General features: G+C 69.7%; 14 protein-coding genes. 11 read left to right on the top strand and 3 right to left on the bottom strand.

The window, feature by feature from the left end; translation table 11 throughout:
- Positions 1-22: 22 nt before the first annotated feature.
- Positions 23-1,462, bottom strand: coding sequence for a serine hydrolase (locus ASF08_RS01750; RefSeq protein WP_244474418.1), 1,440 nt, complete (start codon positions 1,460-1,462; stop codon positions 23-25).
- Between the two features lie 259 nt (positions 1,463-1,721).
- Here ASF08_RS01750 and ASF08_RS01755 point away from each other — a divergent pair, with 259 nt between their 5' ends.
- From ASF08_RS01755 to ASF08_RS01765, 4 genes are all read left to right on the top strand, one after another.
- Positions 1,722-2,300: a hypothetical protein gene (locus tag ASF08_RS01755; RefSeq protein WP_056140869.1), complete on the top strand. Its 579-nt coding sequence runs from the start codon at positions 1,722-1,724 to the stop codon at positions 2,298-2,300.
- Positions 2,301-2,565: 265 nt separating this feature from the next.
- A complete protein-coding gene (locus ASF08_RS01760; RefSeq protein ID WP_056140872.1) occupies positions 2,566-3,732 on the top strand; it encodes a multidrug effflux MFS transporter in 1,167 nt (388 codons plus the stop codon).
- A gap of 96 nt (positions 3,733-3,828) precedes the next feature.
- The gene (locus ASF08_RS25960; protein WP_274533758.1) at positions 3,829-3,954 is read left to right on the top strand and encodes a hypothetical protein; all 126 of its coding nucleotides are present in this window, start codon (positions 3,829-3,831) and stop codon (positions 3,952-3,954) included.
- Between the two features lie 83 nt (positions 3,955-4,037).
- Complete coding sequence (locus ASF08_RS01765; protein WP_056140449.1) at positions 4,038-4,556, top strand: DoxX family protein; 519 nt, start codon at positions 4,038-4,040, stop codon at positions 4,554-4,556.
- On the opposite strand, the gene ASF08_RS01770 is transcribed toward ASF08_RS01765, so the two are convergent.
- Entirely contained in the window at positions 4,553-5,953 is a 1,401-nt protein-coding gene (locus ASF08_RS01770) for a DHA2 family efflux MFS transporter permease subunit (RefSeq protein WP_056140874.1), read from the bottom strand. The two genes, ASF08_RS01765 and ASF08_RS01770, sit on opposite strands and share 4 nt — an antisense overlap.
- Positions 5,954-6,251: 298 nt before the next feature.
- Here ASF08_RS01770 and ASF08_RS01775 point away from each other — a divergent pair, with 298 nt between their 5' ends.
- From ASF08_RS01775 to panE, 5 genes are all read left to right on the top strand, one after another.
- The gene (locus ASF08_RS01775; RefSeq protein WP_056140452.1) at positions 6,252-7,136 is read left to right on the top strand and encodes a DUF3313 domain-containing protein; all 885 of its coding nucleotides are present in this window, start codon (positions 6,252-6,254) and stop codon (positions 7,134-7,136) included.
- A 129-nt stretch (positions 7,137-7,265) separates the two neighbouring features.
- Entirely contained in the window at positions 7,266-8,759 is a 1,494-nt protein-coding gene (gene guaB / locus ASF08_RS01780) for an IMP dehydrogenase (RefSeq protein WP_018045077.1), read from the top strand.
- Between the two features lie 10 nt (positions 8,760-8,769).
- Positions 8,770-9,192, top strand: a complete 423-nt coding sequence (locus ASF08_RS01785) for an MAPEG family protein (RefSeq protein ID WP_056140455.1) — start codon at positions 8,770-8,772, stop codon at positions 9,190-9,192.
- A 22-nt stretch (positions 9,193-9,214) separates the two neighbouring features.
- On the top strand, positions 9,215-9,646 hold the full coding sequence (locus ASF08_RS01790; RefSeq protein WP_056140457.1) for an MAPEG family protein: 432 nt from the start codon (positions 9,215-9,217) through the stop codon (positions 9,644-9,646).
- Between the two features lie 69 nt (positions 9,647-9,715).
- Positions 9,716-10,654 (top strand): 2-dehydropantoate 2-reductase, encoded by a 939-nt coding sequence (gene panE, locus ASF08_RS01795; RefSeq protein ID WP_056140460.1) that lies wholly within the window; start codon positions 9,716-9,718, stop codon positions 10,652-10,654.
- Between the two features lie 25 nt (positions 10,655-10,679).
- Here the strand turns inward: panE and ASF08_RS25240 are convergent, their stop codons facing one another.
- Positions 10,680-10,850, bottom strand: coding sequence for a hypothetical protein (locus ASF08_RS25240; RefSeq protein WP_018045073.1), 171 nt, complete (start codon positions 10,848-10,850; stop codon positions 10,680-10,682).
- Positions 10,851-11,048: 198 nt separating this feature from the next.
- Here ASF08_RS25240 and ASF08_RS01805 point away from each other — a divergent pair, with 198 nt between their 5' ends.
- Both ASF08_RS01805 and ASF08_RS01810 read left to right on the top strand, forming a co-directional pair.
- Entirely contained in the window at positions 11,049-12,350 is a 1,302-nt protein-coding gene (locus tag ASF08_RS01805) for an RsmB/NOP family class I SAM-dependent RNA methyltransferase (protein ID WP_056140463.1), read from the top strand.
- A complete protein-coding gene (locus ASF08_RS01810; protein WP_056140465.1) occupies positions 12,350-13,309 on the top strand; it encodes an alpha/beta hydrolase in 960 nt (319 codons plus the stop codon). The genes ASF08_RS01805 and ASF08_RS01810 overlap by 1 nt, the downstream gene beginning before the upstream one ends.
- Positions 13,310-13,397 lie beyond the last annotated feature (88 nt).

Raw genomic sequence — 13,397 nt, forward strand, 5'->3', positions numbered from 1 at the left:
CCAAACAGGCTCGGCAAGACACTCACCGTCCCGACGGCAGCCGGGTGAAGCGCCGGGCGGTGATCCGCCGGGCGATGGCCCGGTCGATCCTGGGACCGGCCCGTTCGATGCCGTCGCGGTGGATCATCACGCCCGTGGCGCGTCCGTCCGGTTCGATGTCGAAAGCCACGCGGATCGCGCCGTTCTCCGCCACGAAGGCCCTGTCGCTCTCGGCGACGAGGGTGATGCGGGACTCGGTCGATCCCTGACCGAGCGCCTGCGCCGTGAGGCGGTCGCCGTCGCGGGTGACGCCCAGGACCGAGCGCGGGCCGGTCCGGTAGAAGCCGACATAGCGGTCGAGAACGGTCTGGCCGACGCTGATCTCGATGCGCGCGGGCTCGCCGAGATAGAGGGCCGCGAGTTGTCGCGAGAGGGCCTGGGCCGGCACGATCTCGGAATTGCCGAGCACCACGATGGTGAGGCCGAGATCGGGGTAGGAATCCTTGATCGCGCTGAACCCGCTGATGAACCCGCCATGCGACCACAGGCGGTGCCCGTAGGCCGTGCCGATGTACAAACCGAGACCGTAGCCGTGGCCGTAATCGGTCACCATGGCCCGGCGCGACGCCTCCGAGAGGACACGGCCGGAAAACAGCGCCCTGTCCCAGGCGACGAGATCGTCGAGGGTCGAGGCCAGCATGCCGGCACCCGACGGGACGCTGGCCGCCAGGGGCAGGGCGTGGCGCCATTCGCCAGAGACGCGGCGGTAGCCGGCGGCACGCCGGGGGATGATGGCGCCCGGATCGGCGTCCCGCGTCGAGGCCAATCCGGCCGGTGCCAGGATGGCGTCGTTGAGGTAGCGCGCGAAACTCTGGCCGGTGATCCGCTCGATCAGGCCGGCGAGGAGGATGTAGCCGGTATTGCTGTATTCGTGGCCGGTCCCCGGCGGGAAGAGCAGATCCTCGCGGTAGAGGAGGGCCACCGTCTCCATCGGCGAGCGCTCGATCCGCCCGAGCTGCGTCGCGTAGCCCGGCAGGGCGGTGACATTGGGCAGGCCGGAACTGTGGTTGAGGAGCATCCGGATCGTCATCGGCGCCCAGACCGGCGGCAGTTCGGGCAGGTAGCGGATGGCGGGATCGTCGAGGGAGAGGGAACCGGCCTCGGCGAGTTTCAGGATCGCCGCGGCGGTGAACTGCTTCGTGATGGAGCCGATGCGGAACATGGTGTCCGGCGTGTTGGGGATCGCCCATTCGCGGTCGGCCATGCCGTAGGCGCGGCGGAACAGGGGGATGCCGTCCCGCGCCACGATCACGGCACCCGAGAAGACGCCGCCCCTGGCGTGCGAGTCCATGAGGGCCGAGGCCTCGCGCGCGAAGTCGCCGGTCCCGTCCTGCATGGGAGTGCCTGACGCCCTGTCCTGGGCAGTCGCCGCGCCGAGCAGCAGCAACAGGGCGCAAGCGCCGGAAAGGAAGCGTGAAAGCATGAGGCGCGGTGATCCGTCGGCTGCGATCCTGCCAAGGTTGCGCGGGAATGTGGCGTGGTTGCGCGGGAGTGCCACCCCCGGTCGAGATCGGCGGCATTCCCGCGAAACCGTGATCGGCATCGGCGCCGAGATCACTGTTTTGCCCCGAAGCTCGGCAACATGGCCCGCCTTCGTGCCGACGGACGAAGCCATCCGTCACGACCGGACCCGCTCCGCCGATGACGGCCCTTCCCCAACCACGCAACAGGAAGAGACATCCATGAGCCGCACCACTCGCGCACTGCTGGCAGCGTCCCTCGCCTTTGGTACCTCCGCCCTGGTCTCGCAGGTCAGCTTCGCCCAGGCGCCGCAGAAGGCGCCGGCACCCGCCAAGGCCGCTCCCGCCCCGGCCCCCGAGGCCGAGGAGCAGAAGGAGGTCGCCCTGACCCAGGCGCTGATCGACGGCCTCGTGGCGGCGCAGCCCGAACTGGCGAAACTCCCTGCCGGCAACGCGGACAAGCCCGATCCGAAGGTCCAGGCCCAGGCCGTGGCCATCGCGAAGAAGAACGGTTTTGCCAGCGTCGACGACCTGCAGGACGCGGCCGACAGCGTCGAGGCGGTGCTGGACGGCGTGGACCCCGAGACGAAGACCTATGTCGGCGTCGTGCCGCTGCTGAAGAAGCAGGTCGCCGCCATCGAGGCCGACACGAAGATGAAGCCCAAGGACAAGGCCGCCGCGCTGAAGGACATCAACGAGGCGATCGCCGCCGGCGAGCCCACCAAGCCCTCCGACGGCAACATCGCCCTCGTCACCAAGAACATCGACAAGCTCGGTCAGATGGCGGGCGGCGGGCAGTAGCACCCCGCCGAGCCGAGCCGAGCCCGGCCTCCGGGAATGGCGGTCCGCGAAGGGCTCGTGCAACCGGAGGTCGGGCCGCTGACTTTCCATCACGACTCGCCGGCGCAGGAGCCGGCGACCGCAGCGAGGCTCAGGACCAGTGACTGCACCTTTGAGGCCGGTTCCGCCGAGCGGCCGGCCGGTAACGGAACGGGCTTTTCCGGAGGGCGGTCCGGCTTGGAACGGCCCGGGCTTCGGCGAATTCGTCGGTATCGTCGCCCTGATGATGGCCGTGACCGCCATCTCCATCGACAATCTGCTGCCGGCCTTCCCCGCGATCCAGGCACGGTTCTCGGTCGCCGACCCGAATGCGCTGCAGCTTCTCGTCTACGTCTACATGATCGGTTTCGGCGTCGCCCAGATCGTCTACGGGCCGGTCTCGGATGCGCTGGGGCGCCGGCGGGTGCTGCTCGGGAGTCTGGCGGTCTACGGCGCGGGCACGGGCCTCGCCATGGTCGCGCCGTCCTTCGAATGGCTGCTGGCCGCCCGCGTCATCCAGGGAATCGGGGCGGCGGGCGGGCGCGTCCTCTCCACCGCCATCGTGCGCGACCGCTATTCGGGGCGCGAGATGGCCAGCGTCATGTCGCTGATCATGATGGTGTTCCTCATCGTGCCGATGATCGCGCCCGCCATCGGCGGGGCGATGCTGCTGCTCGGCTCCTGGCACTACGTCTTCGTCTCCATGCTGGCCCTGGCCGGAATCCTCACCCTCTGGTTCTCCTGGCGCATGCCGGAGACGCTGCATCCGGAATTTCGGCGTCCGCTCTCCCTGCGGTCGATCGGGCAGGCGGTCTCCCTGACCTTCCGCACCCGCGTGGCGGTCGGCTACGCCACCGCCCTTGGGCTGCTGACCGGCTGTATCATGGGCTATGTCGGCTCGGCCCAGCAGCTCTTCGATACCGGGCTCTACCGGCTCGGGGCCCTGTTCCCGCTCGCCTTCGCCCTGGTGGCCGGCGCCATGGGGGCGGCCACCCTCGTCAATGCCCGTCTTGTGCGGCGCCTCGGGATGCGGCCGCTCTCGCATGTGGGCCTCACCCTGTTCGTGGCGGTGGCTCTGGCCCAGGTCGGAATCGGCCTCGCCTATGCCGGGCATCCGCCCTTGTGGCTGTTCCTGACGGTGCTGGCCGGCAACCAGTTCATGATCAGCTTCGCCATGCCGAACTTCAACGCGCTGGCCCTGCAGCCCCTCGGCGAGATCGCCGGCACGGCCTCGTCCTTCCTCGGCTTCTACACCACCATCCTCGGCGCCTTCTGCGGCTTCATCATCGGCCACGCCTTCGACGGCACGGTGCTGCCCCTCGGCCTCGGCTATGCCGGCCTCGGCGGATCGGCCCTCCTCGTGGTCGCCTGGACCGAACGTGGCCGGTTGTTCCGAGGTGGGGTGTCGGGTTGAGGACCGCACCGGTTCGGCAGCGACCATAAGTTGAACTCAACGCGCGCCTCGCCTATCTTTCTCTTGACGGTGGGCGATCCCAAAAGAGTTCGATCGATGAGCGCCTCCTACGCGATCGCCTTCGTCTTCACGCCGTTACTCGCCGTCGGCCTCGGCTGGCTCGCAGTGCTGCTGCATGAGCGCTCGCTGGCGAAGGCGGAGCGTCGCTCCCCGGGCGAGTGAGCGCCGGCTCCAAGCTTTAACGCCGTCTTCAGTCGCTCACTCGCATTCTTCCGACCTCGATGGGTCAGGGACGGAGTTCGCGCGTGTTCGGTCGGAGCCAGGACGGAATCCTCCTTGCGTCGCGCCTGTTGCTGGCGGCGGCGCTGCTGCCGACGGGCATCGCGCGTGCGCTCAACGTGTCGGGTTTTGCGCTCGCGCTGGCCGGGGCCGGGATGCCGTCTCCCAATGCCGTCGCCACGGCGGCCGTGGTGGTTCAGGTCTTCGGGCCGCTGGCGCTCATCCTCGGTGTCCTGCCCCGCATCACCGGCTTCGCCCTGGCGGGGTTCGCGGTGGCGATGGCGGTGCTGCTGCACGGGTTCTGGGCCTATTCCGGCGCGGCGGCGATGACCGAGCGCACCCTGTTCCTCGCCGATCTCGGCCTGGCCGGCGGCTTCCTCATCTACGCGCTGGCCGGCCCGGGCGCATGGAGCTGGCAGGGCTGGCGCCGCTCGACCCGGGAGGCGCTCGCTCCCGCCCGGCCGCAATCGGCCAACGCCAATGCGAAATCCGCCAAGGGACCGAAGCGTAGCCCCGCCCGGCCGTCGAGCCGTGCGGCGGCCTAAACGCCCTTCGACGCCAGGCGCTGACCCGACACCTCCGCGCCCGCATCCGGCTTCAGCCGCAGGAAGGCGAGGAGGGAGACGGACGAGATCAGCGCGACGGTGAGGAAGGCAGGCCAGAAATCGCCGGCCTCGATGGTCGTGCGGCCATGCTGCGCGGCGGCCGTCTCCAGGGCCAGGGCTCCGATGGAGACGCCGAGGCTGAGGGACAATTGCTGCGCGACGCTCGCGAGACTCGTCGCCGAACTCATCTCCCGCTTGTCGAGATCGGCATACGCGATGGCGTTGACGCAGGTGAATTGAAGCGAGCGCACGCAGCCGCCGACGAGCAGGATGCCGATGATGATCCAATGCGGCGTCTGCGCCGTGAACAGGCCGTTCACCGCGAGGAAGCAAGAGGCGACGACGGCGTTGAACAGCATCACCCGGCGGAAACCGTAGGCGCGCAGGATGCGCGGCCCGATGATCTTGATGAGGAGCGCGCCCGCCGCCGCGGCGAAGGTGAGCAGTCCCGATTGCAGCGGATCGAGGCCGAAGCCGATTTGCAGCATCAGCGGCAACAGGAACGGGATCGCCCCTGTGCCGATGCGGAACAGGCTGCCGCCGGTCACCGCCGCGCGGAAGGTCGGGTACCTCAGCAGATCGAGGCGGATCACCGGATGCTCGACCCGGCGCGAATGCGCGAGATAGAGCGCGAGCAGGATCGCGCCGCCGCCAAGACACCCCCACGAGACGTAATCCGGCAGGAGGTGGCGCCCCAGGGAGGCGAGGCCGAGCATCAAGGTGGCGAGGCCGGCTCCCGAGAGCAGGAACCCGAGGACGTCGAGGGGCGGCCGGGACGGCTCGCGGACGTTCTCGAAATAGATCGTCGAGAGCGCGATTCCGGCCAGCCCGATCGGGATGTTGATGAAGAAGATCCAGCGCCAATCGAGATAGGTCGTGATCAACCCGCCCAGAGGCGGCCCCATGATCGGTCCGATCAGGGCCGGGATCGTCAGGTAGGCGAGGGCGCTGACGAGTTCGCCCTTCGGCACCGCCCGGAGGATGACGAGACGGCCGACCGGCACCATCATCGCTCCGCCGATGCCCTGGAACGCGCGCGCGGCGACGAAGGCGCCGAGCGAATCGGACGCGGCACAGGCCAGCGACCCCGCCATGAACACCACGAGGGCGGCGCGGAAGATCGTGCGCGCACCGTAGCGGTCGGCCATCCAGCCGCTGATCGGGATGAAGATCGCGAGACTCACGAGATAGGAGGTCAGCGCCAGTTTCAGGGCGATCGGATCCTCGCCGAGGCTTCGGGCGATGGCCGGCAGCGCGGTGGCGATCACCGTGGAATCGGTGTTCTCCATGAACAGCGCGGTGGCGACGACGAGGGGAACGATCTGTGATGGGCGCATGGGGATCGCGTAGGTAGCGCGGCCGAAGCCGCCCGGTTCCGTCACGCCGTCGAGGGCGCGCAACTCGGCTCTCGAACGAACATGCACACAAATGATGGTCTCTGTGGATGACACGTGCGGTGTCGCACGTGGTGGACGACCGTGACCCACGAGCCACAGGTGCAGGCTTCAAGTCGTCAGGCCGGCATGGCCGCCTTTCGGGGGAGTCGATACGGCCTTAAGCTCAGCAACAATTCGGCTGTCTCGTATCACGTCGGTCGAGCGAGCCACCGCCGCCATTTTGCGCGAAAGATATTGAATGCCCTCGCGGTTCGAAACCTGTCGACGCTCGCCCCTCATCGGTGGGGCTCTGGGCCTGCTGCTCATGGTCGCCGGTTGCGGCACCGTCATTCTCAACGAGACGGGGTCGCTCACCCGCTACGACCGCCTCAATGGAAGCACCGAAGTGGCCACCGGGGCGAAGCTCTACGCCGATCAGCCGACCCTCGCGGCGACGCGGACGGTCCGCATCATCCCGGCGGCGTTTCCGGAATCGATCTCTGGCCCCGGTCTCAACAGCGTCGAGCGCCGGCTGATCGCCAACGCGGCCGACCGCGCCCTCTGCTACGAGCTGTCGCTGCGCTACGACGTGGTCTCCACCAAGAAGGCCGACCTCACGATCCGGTCCGCCGTCACCCGTGTCGAACTCACCAACGTCCCGGCGGCCGGCGCGACCATCGCCACCTCGGCGGGAATCACCATCGCGTCCCAGCTCGGCGTCGGCTTCGCCACCGCTGTCGGCCGCGTGCCGATCCCTCGCATCCCGATCGGTCTCGGCAGCATCACCATCGAGGCCGAGGCCCTCGATAGCCGTCACCAGCAGCGGGCGGCGATGATCTGGGGCGGCGGCGCCAACGCCTTCACCAACCAGGCGCGCTTCTCGGCGGCCGGGGACGCCTACGATCTGGCCGGCGAATTCGGCCAGGATTTCGGCACGTTGCTCGTCACCGGGCGCGACCCGTTCAAGGAGCCGCTGGCGATTCCGAGCTGGGACCGCATCCGCGTCACCACCCTCGGCGAGGCTCCGCTCGACCCGGATTGCGAGCAGTTCGGCCGCGCGCCCGGCATCGACGGCATGGTCGGCGACTATCTCGGCCTGCCGCCGGAATGGACCGACAAGGGCCCCCGCGTCACGATCAACTGAGTTTTCCATTGCGATGCCGCGATCCTGCCTTTGCGCAGGGTCCGGCCCCATGATACTGCGCCGTGCCAACGCATTCGGCGTCGACGGCTGTTACAGCCCGGCGCCTCTCACCGTTTCGGGAGTTGGCACATGGCTCGTATCACCGCGGATTCCATCATCGAAGGCCTGACCTTCGACGACGTGCTTCTCCGTCCCGCCGCATCTTCGGTGATGCCCACCGAGGTCAGCGTCGCGTCGCGACTGACCCGCACGATCCACCTCAACATGCCGATCCTGGCCTCGGCCATGGACACCGTCACCGAAGCGCCGATGGCCATCGCCATGGCCCAGAACGGCGGCATGGGCGTCATTCACCGCAATCTCGAGCCGCACGAGCAGGCCGAGCAGGTCCGCCTCGTCAAGAAATACGAGTCGGGCATGGTGCTCAACCCGATCACCATCCATCCCGACGAGACCCTGGCCGACGCCTTCTCGCTGATGAAGCAGAACCGCATCTCCGGCATCCCGGTGGTGGAGCGCGGCCCCAACGGCTCGCGCGGCAAGCTCGTCGGCATCCTCACCAACCGCGACGTGCGCTTCGCCACCAACCCTTCCGAGACCGTCGCCGAGCTGATGACCCGCGACCGGCTCATCACCGTGCGCGAGGGCGTGAACCAGGAGGAGGCCAAGCGCCTGCTCCACCAGTTCCGCATCGAGAAGCTCCTCGTGGTCGACGACCATTACCGCTGCATCGGCCTGATCACGGTCAAGGACATCGAGAAGCAGGTGGCCTATCCCGGCGCCGTGAAGGACGAGCAGGGCCGCCTGCGCGTCGCCGCCGCCACCACCACGGGCGATAGCGGGTTCGAGCGGGCCGAGCGTCTCATCGATGCAGGCTGCGACGTGATCGTGGTCGACACCGCCCACGGCCACTCGATCAAGGTGCTCGATGCGGTGCGCCGGGTGAAGCAGCTCTCCAATGCCGTTCAGGTGGTGGCCGGCAACGTCGCCACCCGCGACGGGGCCCAGGCGCTCATCGATGCCGGCGCGGACGCGATCAAGGTCGGAATCGGCCCGGGCTCGATCTGCACCACCCGCATCGTGGCCGGCGTCGGCGTGCCCCAGCTGACCGCCCTGATGGAAGCGGTGGAGGCCGCCGACCGGGCCGACGTACCGGTCATCGCCGATGGCGGCATCAAGTTCTCTGGCGATCTCGCCAAGGCCATCGCGGCCGGCGCCTCCGTGGCGATGCTGGGCTCGCTGCTCGCCGGAACCGACGAGGCGCCGGGGGAGGTGTTCCTGCACCAGGGCCGCTCCTACAAGAGCTATCGCGGCATGGGCTCGGTGGGGGCCATGGCCCGCGGCTCGGCCGACCGCTACTTCCAGGCCGAGGTCAGCGACACCCACAAGCTCGTCCCCGAGGGAATCGAAGGTCAGGTGCCCTACAAGGGGCCGGTGGCGGCGGTGCTGCACCAGCTCGCCGGCGGCCTGCGTGCCGCCATGGGCTATGTCGGCGCGCCGACCATCCCCGAGTTCCAGGACAAGGCGCAGTTCGTCCGCATCACCAATGCGGGCCTGCGCGAGAGCCACGTCCACGACGTGACCATCACCCGCGAGAGCCCCAACTACCCCAGCCGCGCCTGAGCGCGGTCCGATGTCCGATCCGCGCCACCTCGTGCTCTGGCCCGTGCTGGCGCAGATCGGGCTCACCTTCGGCCTCTATGTCTGGCTCTCCGCAGCGCGCCTCCTGGCGGTGCGTCGCGGCGAGGTGGAGTTCGGCTGTTTCGAGTTCGGCCGCGACGAGCCGGCGCCGATCGCCCGCATCACCCGCAATCTCTCCAACCAGTTCGAACTCCCCGTCATCCTCTTCGCCTGCGTCGCCCTGCTCGCGGCCCTCGACCGGGTGACCTGGGTCGATGTCGCCGCCGCCTGGCTCTTCTTCGCCGGCCGGGTGATCCATACCGCCGTCCAGACGCTCACCGACGACGTGCCCCTCAGGGGCAGGGTCTTCGTCATCAACTTCCTCGGCTGCGCGATCCTCGTCGCGCATCTCGGCCTCGTCGCCCTCGGGCGCTGACGCCGCCGCATCGGGATCCTCCATGACCGTCCAGGCCATCCTCGCCCCCGTCTTCGCGCAAGTTCTGTTGATCTTCGTGCTGATGTTCTGGCTGGGACGGGTGCGCCTGGCCGAGATCAAGGCGGGTGCGGTGACGGCCGGCGACGTCTCGATGGGGCAGCGCAACTGGCCGCCCCGCGCGCAACAGGCCGCCAACGCGTTCTCCAACCAGTTCGAGCTGCCGGTGCTGTTCTTCGCCCTGGTGCCGCTGGCGCTCTACACGAAGAAGGCCGATCTGCTCTTCGTCGTCCTCGCCTGGATCTTCGTGGCGTCGCGCGCCGTCCATGCGGGCGTCTACGTCACCTCGAACCACGTCCCCTTCCGTTTTCGCGCCTATACGCTCGGGGCGCTGGTGCTGCTGGCGATGTGGATCGTCTTCGCGGTGCGCATCTTTCTCGCGCCGATCGGAATTTGAACGCACGCCTGGAAAACCGCCTCCCTCGTCCGTTAATGAGGAAGGCTCAATGAGATTGAGGATCGTCCCATGCGCGTGCTCGTCGTCGGCGCCGGTGCCACCGGTGGATATTTCGGGGCGCGTCTCGTGGAGGCCGGTCGGGACGTCACCTTCCTCGTGCGGCCTGCGCGAGCCGAGAAGCTCGCCGCCTCGGGGCTTCGGGTCAAGAGCCCGGCCGGCGACATCCATATCGCGGAGCCCGCGACCCTCACCGCCGCCGATCTCGCGGCGGGCAAGGGCGGACGCTTCGATCTCGTTCTCCTCAGCTGCAAGGCCTACGACCTCGACGGAGCCATCGCGGACGTGGCCCCGGCCGTCGGCCCCGCGACGCTGGTGCTGCCCGTCCTCAACGGCCTGCGCCATCTCGACGCCCTCGACGCCGCCTTCGGACCGGAGAATGTCCTCGGCGGGTCCTGCGCCATCGTGGCGACGGTGCGGGGCGACGGTGAGATCCGCATGATGAGCCCGCTCCATTCCCTCACCTTTGGCGAGCGGGCAGGGGGGCGCTCGGAGCGGGTGGAGCGGATCGAGGCGCTGATGCAGGGCGTCGCGTTCCAGGCTCGCCTCAGCGAGGCGATGGTGCTGGAAATGTGGGAGAAGTGGACGTTCCTGGCGACACTCGCCGGGGCGACCTGCCTAATGCGGGCCACCATCGGCGACATCGTCGCCGCGCCGGGCGGCCTCGCCCTCATCGAGGCGCTGATGGAGGAGTGCCGCCGGATCGCCGAAGATGCCGGCTACGCCCCGCGGGAGAAGGTGATGCAGAACACGCGCACGAGTCTCACCGCGGAAGGCTCGGCCTTCACCGCCTCGATGCTGCGCGACATCGAGAACAAGGCGCGGATCGAGGCCGATCACATCATCGGCGATCTCATCGCCCGCAGCCGCGACGGGGCGCACCCGATGCTCGACCGGGCCTACACCCATCTCAAGGCCTACGAGAACCGCCGCGCCCGCGAGGCCGCCTGAGCGGCGGCCCCGGAAAGGCGGACGCTCAGTAGCGCGGAGCCGGGGGAGGCGGCGGCGGGTTGCCGTATTCGAGCTGCGTCTTGGCATCGTAGGGGCGCTGCGGCGGCGGCGTCAGGTCGACGGCGGGCGCGGTGGAGCAGGCGGCGACGCTGAGCAGGACGAGGCCCGCGAGAGTGAGTTGGACGATGGGGTACATGACGATTGCGAGGCTCCGGACGTTGACGCAGCGGGCTCGGGCGCAGCAAGGGCACGAGACGAGTCTGGCGCCCTGCCTGTCTGACGGCCGATCGCGCCGGAAGCTCGGCTGTATTGTGTCGGACACCCGCTCAAAGCGTGACCGTATCGCGGCGGTGGCCGTGACCGGTCACGCTTCCCTAACCCTGAGGATTTCATCCTGACCCCTCCCGCTCGCCTTTCCGCCGCCATCGAAGTGCTCGCCGACATCGCCGGTCGGCGCCGACCGGCCGCGGACGCCCTCAAGGATTGGGGCCTCGCCCACCGCTTCGCCGGCTCCGGCGACCGCGCCGCCATCGCGAGCCTCGTCTACGACGCCGTGCGCCGCCGGGCCTCTTCCGCCTGGGTGATGGGGGACGAGACCCCGCGCGCCATCCTGATCGGCATGCTGCGGCTGCAGCACGGACTCGCGGCGCCCACCATCGCCGAGCTGTTCTCGGGCGAGCGCTTCGCGCCCGATCCCCTGACCGATGCCGAGCGCACGGCCATCGCCGAGGGCTCGCTCGCCGAGGCACCGCCCCATGTGGCCGGCGACGTGCCGGACTGGATCCTGCCCTCCCTCGGCCACCTGTTCGGCGATACCCTGCTCGAGGAACTGCGCGCGCTCGCCCGCCGCGCGCCCCTCGACATCCGCATCAACACCCTCAAGCGCGACCGCGAGACGGCCCTGGCCGGGCTCGCGCATCTGGCGCCGGCGGTGACGCCGCATGCGCCGAACGGCCTGCGCATTCCCATCGGCGAGGACGGTCGCGGTCCCGCCTTGCATGTGGAGCCGGAATTCCTCGACGGCTGGTACGAGATCCAGGACGAGGGCTCGCAGATCGCCGGCGCTCTGACCGGTGCGCGCGCGGGCGAGACCGTGGTCGATCTCTGCGCGGGCGGCGGTGGCAAGACCCTCGCCCTCGCGGCCATGATGCGGAACGAGGGACGCCTCATCGCCACCGACGACGATCCGCGCCGGCTCGCGCCGATCCACGACCGGCTGCGCCGCTCCGGTGCCGAGGCCGAGATCCGCACCCCGCGCGGCGGACGCGCGCGGGCCGACGTGCTCGGCGACCTCGACGGCACCGTGGACCGGGTGGTGGTCGACGCGCCCTGCACCGGCACGGGGACGTGGCGGCGCAATCCCGACGCCAAATGGCGCCTGCGCCCCGGCTCCCTCAGCGCCCGCGTCACGGACCAGGCCGAGGTGCTCGACCGGGCCGCCCGCCTGGTGCGGCCGGGAGGGCGGATCACCTACATCACCTGTTCCCTGCTGCGGGAGGAGAACGACGCAGCCATCGACGGCATCCTCGCACGGGCGAATGGCGGGCTGACGGTCCTGCCGGCCGAGACGGTCGCCGCCGACCATGCGCCGGGCCTCGCCGGGGTGGTGCGGTTCACCGAGCACGGCCTGCAGATGAGCCCGGCCCTCACCGGCACGGACGGCTTCTACGTCGCCACCCTGGAACGACGCGGCTGATGCGCCTCGACCGCCGGACATTGGTCGCCGCAGCCGCGGCGATGCTGTCCGGCGGTGCGCAGGCCCGCGCGGAGACGGTTCCGGCTCCGGGCACGAATCTCGACGTGATCGACCTGTGGCCCGGCTTGCCCCCCGGCGGCGGCGGTCCCATCGCGGCGGATGGGCGGTTCGACGAGAGCCGCGACGGGGTGATCAGCAACGTTGCGCGGCCCTGCCTCCTCGTCATGCGCGCGCCCAAACCCAACGGGGCGGCCCTGCTCGTCGCGGCGGGCGGGGGCTATCGCCGCATCGACATCGGCAACGAGGGCATACCGGTGGCGCGCTGGCTCGCCACCGTGGGCATCACCGCCTTCGTGCTGATCTACCGCCTCCCCGGCGAGGGCTGGGCGGCCGGTGCCGACGCGCCGCTCCAGGACGTGCAGCGGGCGCTCCGCCTCGTCCGGTCGGGGGCCGTGACCTACGGCATCGACCCCGAGCGTGTCGGCGTGCTCGGCTTTTCCGCCGGCGGCCACCTGATGGGAGAGGCGGCCATGCGCGCCTCGGCGGAGACCTATGCCGGGCTCGACGCCAGCGATGCGCTCTCTGCCCGGCCCGAGCTCGCGGGGCTGATCTACCCCGTCATCACCCTGCTTCCACCCTTCGACCGGACCTCCACGAGGCGCATCCTCGCAGGCGACCCGCCCGATCCGGTGAAGGCCTCGGCCTATTCGGTGGAGACGCATGTGCGCGAGAAGGCGCCGCCGACCTTCCTCGCCCAGGCCGCCGACGACCCCATCGCCGTGGTGGACAACAGCCTGCTCATGTATGCCGCCCTGCGCGGCGCCCTGGTGCCCGCCGAATTGCACCTGTTCGAGCGCGGCGGCCACGGTTTCGGCCTCGGTGTGCCCGGCTCCCCGGCGGCGGCCTGGTCCGGCCTGTTCCTCACCTGGATGCGCCGACGCGGCTTCCTCCGTGCGTGAGCCAACGGGCGATGGGCGCGCCCGATGCATGTGGGCGGCGCGCGCCCTGCGGAACCTGCGCGTTGCACGGCGGCAGGGCCTCGTCTAA

Origin of the sequence: Methylobacterium sp. Leaf85 (assembly GCF_001422125.1) — a bacterium.
Classification (GTDB): Bacteria; Pseudomonadota; Alphaproteobacteria; order Rhizobiales; family Beijerinckiaceae; genus Methylobacterium; species Methylobacterium bullatum.

Coding starts and splice junctions, on each gene's coding strand:
- ASF08_RS01750 (WP_244474418.1), bottom strand. CDS start 1,462: ATGCTTTCACGCTTCCTTTCCGGCGCTTGCGCCCTGTTGCTGCTGCTC.
- ASF08_RS01760 (WP_056140872.1), top strand. CDS start 2,566: ATGGCCGTGACCGCCATCTCCATCGACAATCTGCTGCCGGCCTTCCCC.
- ASF08_RS01755 (WP_056140869.1), top strand. CDS start 1,722: ATGAGCCGCACCACTCGCGCACTGCTGGCAGCGTCCCTCGCCTTTGGT.
- ASF08_RS01775 (WP_056140452.1), top strand. CDS start 6,252: ATGCCCTCGCGGTTCGAAACCTGTCGACGCTCGCCCCTCATCGGTGGG.
- ASF08_RS25960 (WP_274533758.1), top strand. CDS start 3,829: ATGAGCGCCTCCTACGCGATCGCCTTCGTCTTCACGCCGTTACTCGCC.
- guaB (WP_018045077.1), top strand. CDS start 7,266: ATGGCTCGTATCACCGCGGATTCCATCATCGAAGGCCTGACCTTCGAC.
- ASF08_RS01810 (WP_056140465.1), top strand. CDS start 12,350: ATGCGCCTCGACCGCCGGACATTGGTCGCCGCAGCCGCGGCGATGCTG.
- ASF08_RS01785 (WP_056140455.1), top strand. CDS start 8,770: ATGTCCGATCCGCGCCACCTCGTGCTCTGGCCCGTGCTGGCGCAGATC.
- panE (WP_056140460.1), top strand. CDS start 9,716: ATGCGCGTGCTCGTCGTCGGCGCCGGTGCCACCGGTGGATATTTCGGG.
- ASF08_RS25240 (WP_018045073.1), bottom strand. CDS start 10,850: ATGTACCCCATCGTCCAACTCACTCTCGCGGGCCTCGTCCTGCTCAGC.
- ASF08_RS01790 (WP_056140457.1), top strand. CDS start 9,215: ATGACCGTCCAGGCCATCCTCGCCCCCGTCTTCGCGCAAGTTCTGTTG.
- ASF08_RS01770 (WP_056140874.1), bottom strand. CDS start 5,953: ATGCGCCCATCACAGATCGTTCCCCTCGTCGTCGCCACCGCGCTGTTC.